Origin of the sequence: Comamonas odontotermitis (assembly GCF_020080045.1) — a bacterium.
GTDB lineage: Bacteria > Pseudomonadota > Gammaproteobacteria > Burkholderiales > Burkholderiaceae_C > Comamonas > Comamonas odontotermitis.
Genome location: NZ_CP083451.1, coordinates 3,957,336 through 3,972,915, shown reverse-complemented (window position 1 = coordinate 3,972,915; position 15,580 = coordinate 3,957,336). Strand labels below are relative to the sequence as shown.

Below are 15,580 nucleotides of genomic sequence, written 5' to 3'. Positions count from 1 at the left end.
GCTGCCCGCCAGCGGCTTTTGTTTTGCCTATGCCTGCTGAAATCACCCGTGCACCTCTGGCGCCGCACAAGGAGCGCCTGCTGTGGCTGGTGGCGATTGCCTTTTTCCTGCAATCGCTGGATGCCACGATTCTGAACACGGCGCTGCCCGCGATGGCCCGCTCGCTCGGGCAAAGCCCCCTGAAGATGCAATCGGTCATCGTGGCTTACTCGCTCACCACGGCCATGCTGATTCCGGCCTCCGGCTGGGTGGCCGACCGGTTTGGCACCAAGCGGGTGTTCATGTGGGCCATTGGCCTGTTTGTATTGGGATCGGTGCTGTGCGCACTCTCTCCGAGCCTGGGCTTTCTGATTGCCGCGCGTGTGGTGCAGGGTGTGGGCGGCGCCATGATGCTGCCGGTGGGGCGGCTTGCGGTGCTGCGCAGCCACCCCAAGGGGGATTTCATCCGCGCCATGAGTTTCATTGCCATACCGGGGCAAGTGGGCCCGCTGCTGGGCCCGACGTTGGGCGGCTGGCTGGTGGAGGTGGCAACCTGGAACTGGATTTTCTGGATCAATGTGCCGGTCGGCTTGTTCGGCATCTGGGCGACCAGGCGCTGGATGCCCGAGAGCGCCCCCGTTTTGCAACGCCAGTTTGATGGCGTGGGTTACGCGCTGCTGTCGTTCGGCATGGTGGCGATTTCGGTGGCGCTGGACGGCATGTCCGGCATGGGGCTGGGCATGGCGCTGGTGGTGGTGCTGATGGTGTTCGGCCTCGCAAGCCTTGCCAGCTACTGGATGCACGCGCTGCGCGTGCCCGAGCCGCTGTTTGCACCGGTGCTGTTCCGCGTGCGCTCGCTGCGGGTGGGGCTGTTGGGCAATCTGTTTGCCCGCTTCGGTACAGGGGCGGCGCCATTTCTGATTCCATTGCTGCTGCAGGTGGGCCTGGGCCTTGCACCGATGAACGCGGGCCTGATGATGCTGGCCACGGTGCTGGGGAGTATGCTGGTCAAGCGCATTGCGGTGCAGACCGTGCAGCGTTTTGGCTACCGCCGTGTGCTGCAGGTCAACTCCATCATGGTGGCCTTGATGCTGGCGACGTTTGGCTGGACGGTTCCTGGCCAGCCCACCTGGTTGTTGCTGCTGCAACTGTTTATCTTTGGTGGCTTCAACTCCATGCAATTCTCGGCGATGAACTCGGTCACGCTGAAAGACCTGGATGGCGAATTTGCCAGCAGCGGCAACAGCCTGCTGTCGATGGTGCAGATGCTGGCCATGGGCATCGGCGTGGCGCTGGCCGGGGCCTTGCTGTCAGGTTACGCGGAGATGTGGCAGGCGGACCCGGCCAAGTCATTGCGGGCCATCCACGCCACCTTCATGACGGTGGCGCTGATGACTTTGGCCGCCACCTTGGTGTTCAGCCAGTTGGACAAGGACGAACCGGTCAAGCCTGCACCCGATGGCGGTGATGCCTGATCGCATTGGCACGTGGCGCGAACCCAGTGATTTCCAGTGAAAATGGCAATCAGCGCCTGATGGGTGAGCGCTGATTGCTATGAAAACGGTAGCTTGCGCGCTCAGGCGGGATAGATGGCCCCCAGCACACGCGGCCCGCGTGCACCGGTTACCGCCGGCAGGTTGCCTGGCAGGCCGTGCCAGCATTGGTGTGCCAGCCACGCAAAAGCGGCGGCTTCCACTTGCAGCGGCGGCAGGCCATGGGTGGCCGTGCTGCCCACCTGTATGCCGGGTAGCAGGGCGGCAAGGCGTTGCATCAGGTGCTGGTTGAGCGCACCACCACCACACACGGCCAGTTGCTGGCCGGGGGCAGCGCCATGGCGCTGCATGTCCTGGGCAATGGCCTGAGCGGTGAACTCGGCAAGGGTGGCTTGCACATTGGCGGGAGCAGTCCCTGCTGCATGCGTGGCCAGCAGCGGCGCCAGCCACGCAGGATTGAATAGGTCGCGCCCGGTGCTCTTGGGCGGTTGCTGGGCCAGAAAGGGCTCGGCCAACAGGGCGGTCAGCAGGGCCGGTATCACCTGTCCGGAAGCGGCCCAGCGCCCGCCGTCATCGTAGGGTTTGCCGGTGTGCTGCTGGCTCCAGTGGTCCATGAGCGCATTGCCGGGGCCGCAATCCCAGCCGCGGACATCGCTTTGCGTGCGCAGATCGAGGCGGCTCACATTCGAGATGCCGCCGACATTGAGCACCCAGCGCAGCGCGCCCGGCGCGCCAAAAACGCCCTGGTGGAAGGCGGGCACCAGCGGCGCTCCCTGGCCGCCCGCAGCCACGTCGCGGCTGCGGAAATCGGCTACTACGGGGATGCCAGTCAGCTCGGCCAGCAGCGCCGGGCTGTTGATCTGCAGGGTGTAGCCGGTGCCATCCCACAGGCCTGGCTGGTGGCGCACCGTCTGGCCATGGGCGCCAATGGCGGTTATGTCCGAAGCCTGCAAGCCGCTGCCTTGCAGCAGGGCGTGCACCACGCCAGCGTAGCCGCGTGCCAGGGCGTTGGCGGCGAGGGCTGCGCGGTGCAGTTCGTTGTCGCAGGCGCTGTTGAGCGCCAGCAATTCAGCGCGCAGTGCTACGGAAAACGGAGCGGTGGCGAACTGCAGCACCTGCAGTTGCCCCTGCTCGAACTGGGCCAGCACGCCGTCTGCACCATCGAGTGAGGTGCCGGACATCAGGCCGATAAAACGTTCAGTCATGACTGCAGTGTTCCCTACCAAAACCAAAGGCCCCAACGATAGCGCATCGCTGGGGCCTTGGGGTGTACTTGGACTGTGTTGTACGCGGCGGCAGCTTATTCGCCAGCCAGCGACTCCATCTGCGTATTGAGGGCGAGGCGCATGCTCTTGGAGAGCGCATCGAATGCCGGACGCGACTGCTTGTTGATCGGCTGGTTGGTTTCGCTGTTGGCCACCATGGCGAGCGGATCGACCTGGTCACCTGCCACGCGGAACTCGAAATGCAGATGCGGGCCGGTTGCCCAGCCGGTTTGGCCCACGGCTCCGATTTCCTCGCCCTGGCTCACCTTTTCGCCTTGCTTGACCTCGATGCGGCTGAGGTGGGCGTACACGGTTTCGTGCTTGTTGCCGTGGTCGATGTAGATCACATTGCCGTAGCCGTTCTGCACGCCGGCAAAGGTGACCACGCCGTCGCCCACGGTACGCACGGGCGTGCCCTGCGGGGCGGCCAGGTCGGTGCCCTTGTGGGCGCTCCAGGTCTTGTGGATGGGGTGCAGACGCATGGCAAATGCGCTGGAGACGCGGGTGAACTTGACCGGCGAGCCGATGTAGGTGCGTTGGTTGCTGTCACCTGCGAAATTGTAGTAATCGCCCTTGACCTTGGGCGAGGGCTGGAACCACAGCGCCTCGTGCGTCTTGCCGTTGTTGCGGAACTCGGCGCTCAACAGACGTCCAGAGCGCAGGATTTCACCGTCGGCTTCCAGGGTTTCGTAGACCAGCGAGAAGCGGTCGCCCGGGCGCAGCGCGCGGCGGAAATCGATCTTGTCGCCAAACACATCGGCCATCTGGTTGGCCACGTTGTCCGGGATGTTGGCTGCATCGGTGGATGCATACAGTGAGCTGCGGATGACGCCACCGGCCAAACGTGTGCCTCGGGAGAGTGGCACGAATTCGGTGATGGTGTCGAACTGCCGACCGTTCTTGCGGATGGTGAAGCGCTGGAAGACCTCGCTGCTCTCACCTGCCCAGCGCACGGTCAGGGCCGTCAGCTCATGGGTGTTGGTGGTTTCTGCGGTGATCTGGCGGCCTGCCTTGCCGATGATGGCGGCGCGGGCCTTGGCATTGCTGCGGATGAAGGCGGCAGCAGCCGGATCGGCAACGCCCAGGCGGCGCAGCAGTGACTCCGGGGTATCGTTGCCGCGTACTTCATCGGTGCGGTACAAAGAAAAACCTGGCCCATCGACCAGGTCTGCAATGGAGAACTCCGAAGCCAGCGAAGGAACGCTGTATTCCACCGTGTGCACCGGCATGTCTGCCGGATTGGGGCCCAGCTGGGCCACGGCGAAGGCACCGCCGCCGGCGGTCATCAGCAGAACAGCCAGGGCGGCCGCAATGCGCTTGGGGTGTTGTTGGGCGGTATTGACGAGCTGGCGCGCGATGGCGTGGCCTGCCGTGATGAATCCGTTGTTCAATGTTCAATCCCGATAAACGGTATGCAGTTTTGCCAGGCCACATGCGCTTTGCGACAGCGGGACACAACAATCGACCGCGCTGATCTGCACGGTCCGTGACAAAAGGGCACAAAAAATGGATGGATGCAGTGTTAACAACTGTGGCTTTCTACCACTACAGGCGACGTCTGACAGACGCGACTAGAATAAAACGCTGCAAAACAAGGGGCTGAGTATAACGCCCCTTGCTTTTTGGGCAACCTGAGAAACCCCATATGAATCAATCGACTGTTACAACTTATCCCGTGACCGACCGCGTACAGGAGGCTTTGCAGGTCAGCCTGCGTGGGGTGGACGAGCTGCTGCCTCAGGAAGACTGGATCAAGAAGCTGGCCAAATCGGAAGCCACGGGCGTGCCCCTGCGCATCAAGCTCGGCCTCGATCCGACGGCGCCCGACATCCACATCGGCCACACCGTGGTGCTCAACAAGATGCGCCAGCTGCAGGACCTGGGCCATACCGTGATCTTCCTGATCGGCGACTTCACCACCCTGATCGGCGACCCTTCTGGCCGCAACAGCACGCGCCCGCCGCTGACGGCCGAGCAGATCAAGGTGAACGCCGAAACCTACCGCGAGCAGGCCTACAAGGTGCTGGACCCGAGCAAGACCGAACTGCGCTACAACAGCGAGTGGAGCGACAAGCTGGGCGCGCGCGGCATGATCGAGCTGTCGGCCAAGTACACCGTGGCCCGCATGATGGAGCGTAACGACTTTCACCAACGCTTTACAGAAGGCAGCTCCATCAGCCTGCACGAATTCCTCTATCCGCTGCTGCAGGGCTACGACTCGGTCGCGCTCAAGAGCGACCTGGAGCTGGGCGGCACCGACCAGAAATTCAACCTGCTGATGGGCCGCCACCTGCAGATGGAATACCAGCAGGAGCCGCAGTGCGTGCTGACCATGCCGCTGCTCGTGGGGCTGGATGGCGTGCACAAGATGTCCAAGTCCAAGAACAACTACATCGGCATCACCGAAGACGCCAACACCATGTTCGCCAAGGTGCTGTCGATCTCGGACGACCTGATGTGGGACTGGTTCACCCTGCTGTCCTTCATGAGCCTGCCGGAAATCGCCGCGCTCAAACTGGAAATCGAAGGTGGCCGCAATCCCAAGGACGCCAAGGTCATGCTGGCCAAGGAAATCACTGCGCGCTTCCACAGCGGCGCGGCAGCCGAAGCGGCTGAGCAGGATTTCATCAACCGCAGCAAGGGCGGCATTCCCGACGACATCCCTGAAGTCACCCTGAGCGGTGCGCCGCTCGGCATTGGTGCCTTGCTCAAGCAGGCGGGCCTTGCGCCATCGAGCAGCGAAGCCAATCGCCTGATCGACGGTGGTGGCGTGCGCATCGATGGCTCTGTCGTCAGTGACAAGGCGCTCAAGCTGGATGCCGGCACTTTTGTGGTGCAAGTGGGTAAACGCAAGTTTGCGCGGGTAACGCTGGCGTAAAGCTGGGCCTGCCGGGCTGGCCTTGCAGGGCTGGTTGTTCTATAAAAGAGCCGCTCCTCCAATGGGGGCGGCTCTTTTTCTATCCGAACTCCTATTTTCATAGCTGCTGGCGCGCTCCAGCAAAGCCAGGAAGGCCTGATTCATGCAAAAAAACAAACCCCAAGCCTTGTGGGCGCTTGCCTTGGCGCTGGGCATGCCCGCTGCAGTCTGGGCGCGCGCCGGTGCCGAGCCTGCGGCTGCCGCTTGCCCGCCTTCGGTGCCTGCCGACGCGCATTGCTTTACCGCTGCAATGCCTTCCGGCGCGCAGGTGATGGCCATCATTCCAGCGGGCTGGCAGGCCGCGCAAGGCGTAGCAGTGATGCACGCCCACGGCGGCCCCAGCCTGGGCAAGGCCAGTATCAAGCGGGTGGAGGAGGACGCCACCCGCTGGGCGGTGATGCCGGCCACCGGCTACGCCTGGGCGGGCACCAGCTACCGGCGCGGGGGGTACGGCGTGACGATGGCGGCAGACGACATGGAGGATCTGCGCCAGTGGTTTGTGCAGCGGATTGGCCAGCCGCGCCGCATGGTGTTGCACGGCCAAAGCTATGGCGGCGGTGTGGCATCGGTTGCGGCAGAGCGGTACGGCAGTCAGCCGGTGGGTCAATCCGGCCGTCCCGCGTTCGACGGTGTGTTGCTCACCAGCGGCGTGCTGGGCGGTGGCATCGATGCCTACACCATGCGGCTGGATCTGCGCGCGGTCTACCAGTACTACTGCCAAAACCACCCGCTGCCCAGTGAGCCGCAGTACCCGCTGTGGCAGGGGTTGCCCGCTGGCAGCACCATGACGCGCGCCGAGCTGGAGCGCCGCGTGCACGACTGCACGGGCATTGACAAACCTGCAGCCGAGCGCACGCCTGAGCAGGCCCGGCGCCTGCAGGGCATTCTGGCGGCGGTGCCCGTCACCGAGAAAAGCCTGAACGGCCACCTGAACTGGGCGACTTTTCTCTTCCGTGATCTGACGCAGCACCGTCTGGGCGACCGCAACCCCTTTGACAACACCCGTACCTATTACCAGGGTGTGGATGCAGAGGCGCAGCAGCAGCTCAACGCAGGCGTGCTGCGCTACGCCGCCGACCCGCAGGCCGTGGGCCAGTTGCTGGCGGACAGCCGCCCCACGGGCCGCACGCAGCTGCCCACCGTCACCCTGCGTGGCATCCGCGACCAGACGGCTTTTGTGGAGCTGGCCAACAGCTACCAGCAGATCCGCGAAGCGGCGGGCACGGCTGGCACGCTGGTGCAGGTCTACACCAGCGAGGGCGGCCACAGCTACCTGAGCGACCCGGAATACCGCGCCGCCATGACGGGCTTGCTGGCCTGGATCGACCAGGGCGACAAGCCCACGCCGCGCAGCGTTGCCGAGCGCTGCACCCAGGAGGCATCGCGCCCGGCTGTAACGCAGGAGGGCAAGGCCAGCAGCAACACGGGCTGCCATATCGAACCCGACTACCAGCCTCGGCCCATTGGCAGCCGGGTGCCCGGCCCACGTCTTTGAGGGCCGCGTGGGTGCAGTCCGCGCAGTTATGCCATTTTCAGGCGCTGGCGACCAATGGGTAAGCGCTTTTTGCTATCAAAATATAGTTTCTATTTGCGTTCGTGAAGCGGCGCGCGTGAAGGCGTGCCGTGGACTCGGATTCTGCCGCGCTGCTATCGTCAACACCTTCTAAGAGACTGGTTTAAAAGGACATCCATGCAAGACCGCGTCAACCTGGGCAAAGCCCTTCCCGCCATCTACAAGGCCGTTGCAGCCACCGACGAGCTTGCCACCAAGGCCGCCATCGACGCGGGCTGGAGTGAGGGCTTCACTCACCTGATCAAGATGCGCGCCTCGCAGATCAATGGCTGCGCATTCTGTCTGCGCATGCATTCGCGCGACGCACTGGCTTCGGGCGAAAGCGCTGACCGTCTGGCCGTATTGCCCGGCTGGCGCGAGACGGGCTACTTCAGCGCCAAGGAGCAAGCTGGGCTGGCTCTGACCGAGGCCATCACCCAGATTGCAGACGGCCAGTTGCCCGACGAGGTGTACGCCGCAGCTGCCACGCAATTGAGCCCCGCCGAGATCGCCTCCATCGAATGGCTGGCCATCGTCATCAACATGTGGAACCGCGTGGCTATCTCCAGCCGCTACCCTGTGGCCGCTTGATTCGGGGCGAAAAAAGCGATGACGCCCTAATGGTGTGCGCTGAATGCTACTGAAAACATAGTATTTAGTTCACTGCAGCTCGATCTTGGCCTGCGCGGCAATCCGCTTCCACAGCGCAATCTCATCGGCCTGAAACTTGCGCATCTGCTCCGGGCCGCCGCTCATGGCGGTGGCGCCCAGGTGGGCGTAGAACTGCTGGGTTTCCGGCAGGCTGGCAATCTGGGTGAACCAGCCGGCCAGCTTGGCGGCAATGTCGGGCGGCGTCTTGCTGCTCACCATCGCGCCCACCCAGGTATAGGCCTCGATGCCGGGCAGGCCCGCCTCCTTGGCGGTCGGCACCTGGGGCAGGGCGGGCACGCGCGCATCCGATGCCACAGCCAGGCCCCTGAGGCGTCCGGCCTTGATCAGCTCCTGCACCGAGGTGGCTTCGGCAAACGCATAGTCCACGGTATGGCCTGCGACGGCGGTGGCCACTTCGCCCGCGCCCTTGAAAGGCACATGCACGGTCTGCACCTTGGCCACATCGTTGAGCAGCTCGCCCATCAACTGGTAGCCCGCCGAGCCAGCGCCAAAATTGACCTTGCCCGGCGCAGCCTGCGCCTTGGCCACCAGTTCGCGCAGCGTCTTCACCTCGCCATCACCGGGTGCCACCACTACGGCGGGGGCACGCATCAGCATGGTGAGCGGCGCAAAGTCCTTTTGCGGATCATAGGGCAGGGCCTTGAACAGCGCGGTATTGACCGCCAGGGTGGAATTGCTGCCGATGAACACCGTGTAGCCATCGGCGGGGGCTGATAAGGCCTGCTTGACGGCAATGAACCCGTTGCCACCGGGCCGGTTTTCCACCACTACAGGTTGGCCGGTCACTTCCTGCAGCTTTTTGCTGTAATAGCGCGCGGACGTATCGGTGCCGCTGCCCGGCCCGAAGGGCACGATGAATTTGATCGGCTTGCTGGGGAAATCCTGCGCGTGCAGCACCGGGCTGAATGCGGCCATCAGACTGACGGCGCACAGCGCGAGCGCGCCGCGGCGGGTAAAGAAGGTGTTCAAGGCGGTCTCCTGCTGTCGTTATAGGCTGCGCGCCTGTGCGGCGCAGTCACAACCGACTGTAGGGAGGGCGCCTGGGCCTGTCTATGTGCGATTTGGGTGGGCGTGATATGTATTACATATCACGCCTCGGAGCGCCCTGCACTTGAATTGCTTATTTGTTCAAGCTGCCGCTGGCCACGCCATTGCTGTCGACGATGCGCTGAACCAATACCAGCGTGTCCTCCACCTCGTTAGTCGGCGTATCGTCCCATGCCATCACCATGGTGGAAGCTGCTGTAGCCTGAATACCATAGGCAGGGGTAAAGCGGTACTCACGAGAAAAGCTCTTGCAACGCACTGTGCCCTGTGGTGTGGTTTCAAACCAGCACTTGGTAGAGCCTGTGGCATCTTGGGCCTTTCCATCCTTCACCTGTGTTAGATCATCAATTTTGCTGACGACTCCCGCGAAGCCAAAGACATCCAGTGTCAGCCATTTGCCGAGCAGCGATGCTGGATTGGGGGACACGGCGCCAACCATGAGCTTTTGCATATCCACCCAGTCTTCTCCGGGAAGGCGGATCTGTCCTGTTGTGGTTGATGTGAAGCGAACTTGGGCGTTTCCGTCCGACCCTGTCACAGCGCCTGACAAAGCACCGCTTCCGAAATAGCGACCCCCACGAACCTGCTGCATTGCCAAAGTGCTCGTGCCATTTTTGAATTCGCCCATGCCAATACGGAAAGTGGGGCTGCCATCGGGTTCGTAGGCATACATCTGCATGAAAAGAGTGCTGGCTTGCAAATCCATGACCATGCCACGGCCGGGTTTGCCATTGAGCTCGCTGCTGATACCCCAGAGTCCGGGCTCTGGAACACTATAGCCATCAGACTTTTCGGTAGTCCAGCCTCGAGTTGGCGTATCGTATGCGACTGAATCCGCTGTGGCCGGTATGTTGCTGGATGCCAGCCGTGTCCCAATCATGCGGTATTGCGTGGAAGTGCCTTTACGCTGGTAGGTGCCTTCAAGTTGGCGACCAAAGCGGCGGAAGCTGACAGTCGCGGTACTCTTGCCAAACTCCCACGGTATATCGCATGTGGCCATATCACCGGATACCCTGCAAGGGCCATTGTCGGTGCGCAAGCCGCGTGCGTCGGTATTGTTAAGCGCAATAGCGGCTCCACTGCGTGGCTGGTTGCCGCTGTCTAGCGCCGTGAGCATATAGATTGCACCGGTTCCGTAGCCCAGTATCTCGCCTGGTTGCAATCCGTCAAAAACATAACGCGATATGGCTTGCTCCTGTTCTCCCGGAAATTGGATGGTGCCGGTAGTAGCGCTGGTAAATTTGATCTGTACCTGTCCGGCCGATCCATTGTCCTCACCATCCAGCGCCGGCCCACCGAAGTAGCGGCCGCCTCGATAGCTACGTAAATCTCCTGTGTACTTGTTGCTCTTTACTGGGCCCATTGTCAGATGAAACGTCGCCTGACCAGTTGGGGTGTAGTTGTATACGGACATGAGTAGAAAGTCATCACGTACCTCAATACCCATGCCTCTTCCAGGCAACCCATTGATTTCATTGGTCACTATCCAGGTTCCAGGGCTGACAGAAAAACTGGACGCCGAGTGGGCGGGACCAACGAGGCAAGCCAAGCTGAAGGCCAAGGCTGCAATCTCCGATTTCATATATCTCTCCTCAATTTGGGTTGTCGTGACATGCAATGAAAATAGAGCATAGGCATTCAAAAGCGGACTGAGCTATGACCTGGATCATCAGAATGATGCGAGGACGCTGAAAACTCAGATACCGCTCTGCCTCTGTGAAACTGACTTCAGTTAAGAGGCAGTTTTATCCCCGATCGCCGCCCGCGTTGCCGCGGCCTGCAGCTGCAGCCAGGCGCAGAAGGCGGTGACCTCGGGGCGCTGCTGGCTGCGCGGACCGATCAGCAGCCAGTAGGCGAGGGGTGAGTCCATGCGGAATTCGGGCAGCACCTCGACCAGGTCGCCACTGGCCAGTGAATCAGCCACGAGCGGCATGCGTGCCAGCGCGAGGCCCTGGCCGGTGAGGGCTGCCTGGGCGATCTGGTGGGCGTAGTTGAGGAACAGCCAGCGCTTGGGCTGCAGATTGGCGCAGCCGTGCAGATCCAGCCAGCGCTCCCAGGTCAGCCAGTCCAGGTGCTGCAGGCGGTGGGCGTCGCCCGCTTCGATCAGGGTGTGGCGGGCCACATCGGCCGGTTGGGTGATGGGCGCTGTGCTTTTGAGCAGCCAGGGGCTCGCGACAACGGCCAACTGCTCGCCAAACAGGCGCTGTGCGCCGCGCGCGGCGTGCTGGGGCAGGCTGTAGCGCAGGGCCAGATCGACATCGGAGGTTTCCAGGTCCAGCACGTTGTCGGTGGCGTCGATGCGGATGTCGATCTCGGGGTTGTCGCGCTGAAATGCTTCCATGCGCGGAATAAGCCACATCGACGCAAAGCTGGCCCAGGTGGTGATGGCCACGCTTTTGCGTCCGCTGGTCTGGCGGATCAGGCGCACGGAGGCATCGATGCGCTCCAGCGCCGGGGTGACGGCGCGCTGCAATTGGGCACCGGCACTGGTGAGTTCCACAGCACGGGTGTGGCGCAGGAAGAGCGCAACACCCACCTCGTCTTCCAGCGCCTGAATTTGCCGGCTGACAGCCGATTGGGTCAGTGCCAGCTCTTCCGCTGCCGCGCGGAAGTTCAGGTAACGAGCCACGGCCAGAAAGGCGCGCAGGTGGCCGACAGCAATCGGGCGGGTGCGGAGCGGCGATGTCGGCTGGGCGTCGTCGGGCATGGTGGATGGCAGTGTCGGCACGGGGGGGCATTGCACCAGCCAGCAAAGGCGTAGTGCAGAGGCGATCTGTCATTTTCAGGCTTTATGTGGGCGCGGTACCCGTTTCTGGTTCGCTGCCCATGGATGTACCGCCTGCTGTGGCAGGAAGCACACAGGAGTCCGAACGGGTCGGCGGCGAGAAAGCCTTTGGCACTCATTTTTTGATAGCTGACAGTGCTTTGCCCTTCTGCATTGGTATCAAAAATCACCAAATACTAGGGTAAACCATTAATGCATAACCCGCATGGATCCGCATTCTTTAATTCATTGGACGGGGCACAGGCTACGTAGGAAGATACGTGTCTAGGGTTAACCCGATGTTTCATTCGGGCGCTCTACAGCAAGGAGTCCATACCATGGCAATGTCTGCATCTCATGTTCTGTCCGCTGGCACTATTGCGGGTGCTGGCGCTCTGCGTTCTTCCGGCCGTGCTGCTTCGGCAGCGGCAGAGATGCGCAACCTGTCCATTGGTCAGGCCACCAGCTTTGTGCCCCAGCGCGATGCGGTGCTGCGTATCTCGCAAGGCGCTGCCTGGGTCACGCTGGGCCTGGGTCTGAGCAACGAAGCAGGCCAGAAGGCTGGCGACGTGGTGTTGCAGGCGGGCCAGACCCTGCAGCTCAAGGCGGGTCAGTCGGTGGTGCTGGAAGGCAAGGGCGGCGAGCCGTTGGTCTACCACTTCCCCAAGAACCAAGGCGGTCAGCCCAATCTGGATGAGCAGCCAGCCAAGTGGTTCTCCCGCTTCCAGTGGGGCAAGACCGACGGCAGCATGCTCTACAACATCTGAGTTGACTCGCATCAAGTACGCCGCGACGGCGTAATCCCCAACACGCCAACAGCCTGCCTTGTGCAGGCTGTTTTGTTTCAGGGTGTCGCATCGGGTACCCGCCAGCACAGCCTGGGGTGCTGGCGCGCGATAATTGCGCAGTTTTGTCCTTCTGTTCCCATTTGGCAGCGCTATAGAGTTGCCTCCCATTCATTCTCCATGACTGCTCCACTCGACATCATCATCATGGCCGCGGGCAAAGGCACGCGCATGAAAAGCCGCCATCCCAAGGTTTTGCAGAAGCTGGCGGGGCGCGCCTTGCTGCAGCATGTGCTGCACACGGCAGGCCAGTTGCAGGCGCGCTCTGCCGTGGTGATCACCGGGCACGGCGCTGCAGAAGTAGAAGCAGCCATCGTAAAAGGAACGGGCGCCGGAGCTGGTTTTGATCTGAAATTTGTACGGCAGGAGCCGCAGCTGGGAACGGGCCACGCCGTGCAGCAGGCCGTACCGGCTTTGGCGGGTGATGGCATGGCGGTGGTTCTGTCGGGCGATGTACCGCTCACGCAGGCCGATACCCTGCAAGATCTGCTGCGCGCCGCTGGCAACGACAAGATGGCGCTGCTCACGGTTGCCATGCCCGACCCGACCGGTTACGGTCGCATTGTGCGCAACGATGCAGGCACCGTGCAGCGCATCGTTGAACAAAAGGACGCGACGGAGGCCGAGCGGGCCATTGCCGAGATCTACAGCGGCATCATGGCCGTGCCGGTCAAACACCTGAAACCCTGGTTGGCCAGGCTGAACAACAACAACGCACAGGGCGAGTACTACCTGACCGATATCGTCGCCATGGCAGTGGCAGACGGCGTGCCCGTGGTCGGTCACCGCATCGGCGATGTGCTGCAGGTGGCAGGAGTCAACAGCCCCTTGCAACTGGCCGAGCTGGAGCGTGCCCACCAAGTGCGAGCGGCCCGGGCGCTCATGGAGCAGGGCGTGCGGCTGGCCGACCCAGCGCGCTTTGATGTGCGCGACGATGCCCGGGGTGTGCCCGCGCAGTTGGCATGCGGGCAGGATGTGGACATTGATGTGGGCTGCATCTTTACCGGCAAGGTATCCATTGGAGACGGTGCGCAGATCGGTGCGTACTGCCACATCAGCAACGCCAGCATTGCAGCGGGCGCTGTGATTCACCCCTTTACCCACATCGATGGCGAGAAGCTGGGCGCCAGTGTTGGCGAAGGTGCGCTGATTGGGCCTTTCGCGCGTCTGCGCCCGGGCGCGCAACTGGGGCGTGAGGTGCACATCGGCAATTTCGTCGAGGTGAAAAACTCCACGCTGGCCGATGGCGCCAAGGCCAACCACTTGGCCTATCTGGGCGATGCCACGGTGGGCGAGCGCGTCAATTACGGCGCTGGCAGCATCACCGCCAACTACGACGGCGCCAACAAGCACCGCACGGTGATCGAGGCAGATGTACACATCGGCAGCAATTGCGTGCTGGTGGCGCCGGTCACCATTGGCGCAGGGGGCACGGTGGGCGGCGGATCTACCATCACTAAGAATACGCCGCCCGGCGCCTTGAGCGTGGCGCGGGGCAAGCAGGTAAGCATTGCCAACTGGGCGCGGCCTGCCAAGAAAACAGGCAATTAAGCAAGCAATCGAGCCGTGTAGGTGCATTCCAGCCCAGCTGGGGGCGGGCCACAAACGGATCAGTGCGCAGGCCAAAGCAAAAAGCCCGCCGTCTTGAACTGGCGGGCTTTTGGCGTGAGCGCTTGGGTCTCAGGCGCGGGCGGGTGCCGAAGGGGGGGGGTTGCCTGCCAGCTCGGCCAGGTGTTCGGCAGAGATCGGCTCCAGTTCCGGCATGGCGGCAGGCATGCGCGGGGCTCCCTTGGCTTGCTCCAGCGCGCTTTCGGCCTGCTTGATCCATTCTTCTACCGATTGGTGGTACTTGGCCAGGCTGGCGATGCCGATGCTGACGTTGATCTGCACATCGGGCCAGTCACGCAGGCGGCGCGTCTGCACTTGGTTGTGGATGCGGTCGGCAATCTTATTGGTCACATCCAGGTTCACACCCGACAGCAGCACGCCAAACGAATCACCACCAAAGCGGCAGGTAGCGTCGCCGGGGCGCACGCAGGTACGCAAGGTGTTGGCTACGGCAATGATGACTTCGTCCCCTGCAGTCTCGCCCTTGCGGCTGTTGATGTCGCGGAAGTTGTCCACATCCACCACCAGCATGAAGGCGGGAATGTCCTTTTGCCTTGCATAGCTGAAAAGGCGTGCGGCCAGATCGTTCCAGTAGGCACGGCCAAAAAATCCGGTCATGGCATCCACCCGGCGCATCACGGTCAGCATCTGTTCCTTGTGCACCAGCGAGTCCTGTAGTCGGCTGGTGATGATGCCCTGCGTCGTCAGGTAGATCGCCAGGCCCAGCAGGCTACCCAGAACGGCGGCTATGCCGGGGTTGTACCGCATGGCAAAAGAAGTGAGCAGGCCGCAGACTGCCAGACCAGCAATGGCGCCCGCGACCACGAGAACGGCATGGCGCGCACTTTGCAGCACAAAAGTGCTGTGCACCAGCACCATCAGCATCACGAGGCTGGCGAGCAGATTGAAATGTGTCAGCGCCATCCAGATGCCGATGATGACGCCATCCACAAAGGCAAGAATCACATCGTTGCTGTCTGATTGTCTGCTGCGCTGCGACATCCATTGGGCCAATGCGGGCCATAGCAGCGCCGGTGTCACCACGGCCAGCCACGCGGGCCAGCCTGCATCCAGCTGCCACAAGGCGCCTGCTGCAGCCAGCGCGCAGGCAAGCATGAGAACCATGCGGCCCCACGGACCTCGCTGCAAGGTGCTGTCGTTGTTGATGTATTCCATGCGGACCTCTCTTTCTCAACGAGTGAACTCGTGATGGTTATCTGACCCAAATTTCAAAAACCAGTTACGAATTGATACCCGTATGGTAAGTATGAAGCTTCGCTCGCAAGGCGGCAAGGGTGTTGCGGATGGTTACCGGTGATATTCGACAGGCAGTGGGTTCAAATGCCGTAGTGATCCTGTGCCGGCGCGAATGCGAACTGGCGCCTGATAGCCGAAGGGCTCCATTGGAGGCCTGACCTATTGATACTGGAGGCATCCA

12 protein-coding genes are annotated in these 15,580 nt (G+C 62.3%); 6 read left to right on the top strand and 6 right to left on the bottom strand.

Annotated features, from left to right (window positions below):
* Positions 1-29: 29 nt before the first annotated feature.
* Complete coding sequence (mdtD, locus tag LAD35_RS18260) at positions 30-1,454, top strand: multidrug transporter subunit MdtD (protein ID WP_224150368.1); 1,425 nt, start codon at positions 30-32, stop codon at positions 1,452-1,454.
* Positions 1,455-1,555: 101 nt separating this feature from the next.
* Here the strand turns inward: mdtD and LAD35_RS18255 are convergent, their stop codons facing one another.
* Entirely contained in the window at positions 1,556-2,677 is a 1,122-nt protein-coding gene (locus LAD35_RS18255) for an anhydro-N-acetylmuramic acid kinase (protein WP_224150367.1), read from the bottom strand.
* 95 nt (positions 2,678-2,772) lie between these two features.
* Positions 2,773-4,128 carry a M23 family metallopeptidase gene (locus LAD35_RS18250; protein ID WP_224150366.1) on the bottom strand — a complete coding sequence of 452 codons (1,356 nt, stop codon included), beginning with the start codon at positions 4,126-4,128 and terminating at the stop codon, positions 2,773-2,775.
* 254 nt (positions 4,129-4,382) lie between these two features.
* Here LAD35_RS18250 and tyrS point away from each other — a divergent pair, with 254 nt between their 5' ends.
* The 3 genes from tyrS (at position 4,383) to LAD35_RS18235 (ending at position 7,797) form a co-directional block, all read left to right on the top strand.
* A complete protein-coding gene (gene tyrS / locus LAD35_RS18245) occupies positions 4,383-5,615 on the top strand; it encodes a tyrosine--tRNA ligase (protein ID WP_224150365.1) in 1,233 nt (410 codons plus the stop codon).
* A gap of 142 nt (positions 5,616-5,757) precedes the next feature.
* Positions 5,758-7,149 (top strand): alpha/beta hydrolase family protein, encoded by a 1,392-nt coding sequence (locus LAD35_RS18240; RefSeq protein ID WP_224150364.1) that lies wholly within the window; start codon positions 5,758-5,760, stop codon positions 7,147-7,149.
* 195 nt (positions 7,150-7,344) lie between these two features.
* Positions 7,345-7,797, top strand: a complete 453-nt coding sequence (locus LAD35_RS18235; RefSeq protein WP_224150363.1) for a carboxymuconolactone decarboxylase family protein — start codon at positions 7,345-7,347, stop codon at positions 7,795-7,797.
* 69 nt (positions 7,798-7,866) lie between these two features.
* On the opposite strand, the gene LAD35_RS18230 is transcribed toward LAD35_RS18235, so the two are convergent.
* The 3 genes from LAD35_RS18230 to LAD35_RS18220 all read right to left on the bottom strand — a co-directional run bounded on the left by LAD35_RS18230 (position 7,867) and on the right by LAD35_RS18220 (position 11,632).
* Entirely contained in the window at positions 7,867-8,793 is a 927-nt protein-coding gene (locus LAD35_RS18230; RefSeq protein WP_224152796.1) for a Bug family tripartite tricarboxylate transporter substrate binding protein, read from the bottom strand.
* Between the two features lie 205 nt (positions 8,794-8,998).
* A complete protein-coding gene (locus LAD35_RS18225) occupies positions 8,999-10,507 on the bottom strand; it encodes a hypothetical protein (protein WP_224150362.1) in 1,509 nt (502 codons plus the stop codon).
* Positions 10,508-10,657: 150 nt separating this feature from the next.
* The gene (locus tag LAD35_RS18220) at positions 10,658-11,632 is read right to left on the bottom strand and encodes a LysR substrate-binding domain-containing protein (protein ID WP_224150361.1); all 975 of its coding nucleotides are present in this window, start codon (positions 11,630-11,632) and stop codon (positions 10,658-10,660) included.
* 395 nt (positions 11,633-12,027) lie between these two features.
* On the opposite strand from LAD35_RS18220, the gene LAD35_RS18215 reads away from it, so the two are divergent.
* Both LAD35_RS18215 and glmU read left to right on the top strand, forming a co-directional pair.
* Entirely contained in the window at positions 12,028-12,456 is a 429-nt protein-coding gene (locus LAD35_RS18215) for a DUF2917 domain-containing protein (RefSeq protein ID WP_224150360.1), read from the top strand.
* Positions 12,457-12,654: 198 nt separating this feature from the next.
* Positions 12,655-14,085 (top strand): bifunctional UDP-N-acetylglucosamine diphosphorylase/glucosamine-1-phosphate N-acetyltransferase GlmU, encoded by a 1,431-nt coding sequence (gene glmU / locus LAD35_RS18210; protein WP_224150359.1) that lies wholly within the window; start codon positions 12,655-12,657, stop codon positions 14,083-14,085.
* A gap of 129 nt (positions 14,086-14,214) precedes the next feature.
* On the opposite strand, the gene LAD35_RS18205 is transcribed toward glmU, so the two are convergent.
* Positions 14,215-15,318, bottom strand: a complete 1,104-nt coding sequence (locus tag LAD35_RS18205; RefSeq protein ID WP_224150358.1) for a sensor domain-containing diguanylate cyclase — start codon at positions 15,316-15,318, stop codon at positions 14,215-14,217.
* Between the last annotated feature and the right edge of the window lie 262 nt (positions 15,319-15,580).

Bases quoted from the DNA above. Each gene is read 5' to 3' on its own strand.
- mdtD (WP_224150368.1), top strand. From the start codon at position 30: ATGCCTGCTGAAATCACCCGTGCACCTCTGGCGCCGCACAAGGAGCGC.
- LAD35_RS18215 (WP_224150360.1), top strand. From the start codon at position 12,028: ATGGCAATGTCTGCATCTCATGTTCTGTCCGCTGGCACTATTGCGGGT.
- tyrS (WP_224150365.1), top strand. From the start codon at position 4,383: ATGAATCAATCGACTGTTACAACTTATCCCGTGACCGACCGCGTACAG.
- glmU (WP_224150359.1), top strand. From the start codon at position 12,655: ATGACTGCTCCACTCGACATCATCATCATGGCCGCGGGCAAAGGCACG.
- LAD35_RS18235 (WP_224150363.1), top strand. From the start codon at position 7,345: ATGCAAGACCGCGTCAACCTGGGCAAAGCCCTTCCCGCCATCTACAAG.
- LAD35_RS18220 (WP_224150361.1), bottom strand. From the start codon at position 11,632: ATGCCCGACGACGCCCAGCCGACATCGCCGCTCCGCACCCGCCCGATT.
- LAD35_RS18230 (WP_224152796.1), bottom strand. From the start codon at position 8,793: ATGGCCGCATTCAGCCCGGTGCTGCACGCGCAGGATTTCCCCAGCAAG.
- LAD35_RS18225 (WP_224150362.1), bottom strand. From the start codon at position 10,507: ATGAAATCGGAGATTGCAGCCTTGGCCTTCAGCTTGGCTTGCCTCGTT.
- LAD35_RS18255 (WP_224150367.1), bottom strand. From the start codon at position 2,677: ATGACTGAACGTTTTATCGGCCTGATGTCCGGCACCTCACTCGATGGT.
- LAD35_RS18205 (WP_224150358.1), bottom strand. From the start codon at position 15,318: ATGGAATACATCAACAACGACAGCACCTTGCAGCGAGGTCCGTGGGGC.
- LAD35_RS18240 (WP_224150364.1), top strand. From the start codon at position 5,758: ATGCAAAAAAACAAACCCCAAGCCTTGTGGGCGCTTGCCTTGGCGCTG.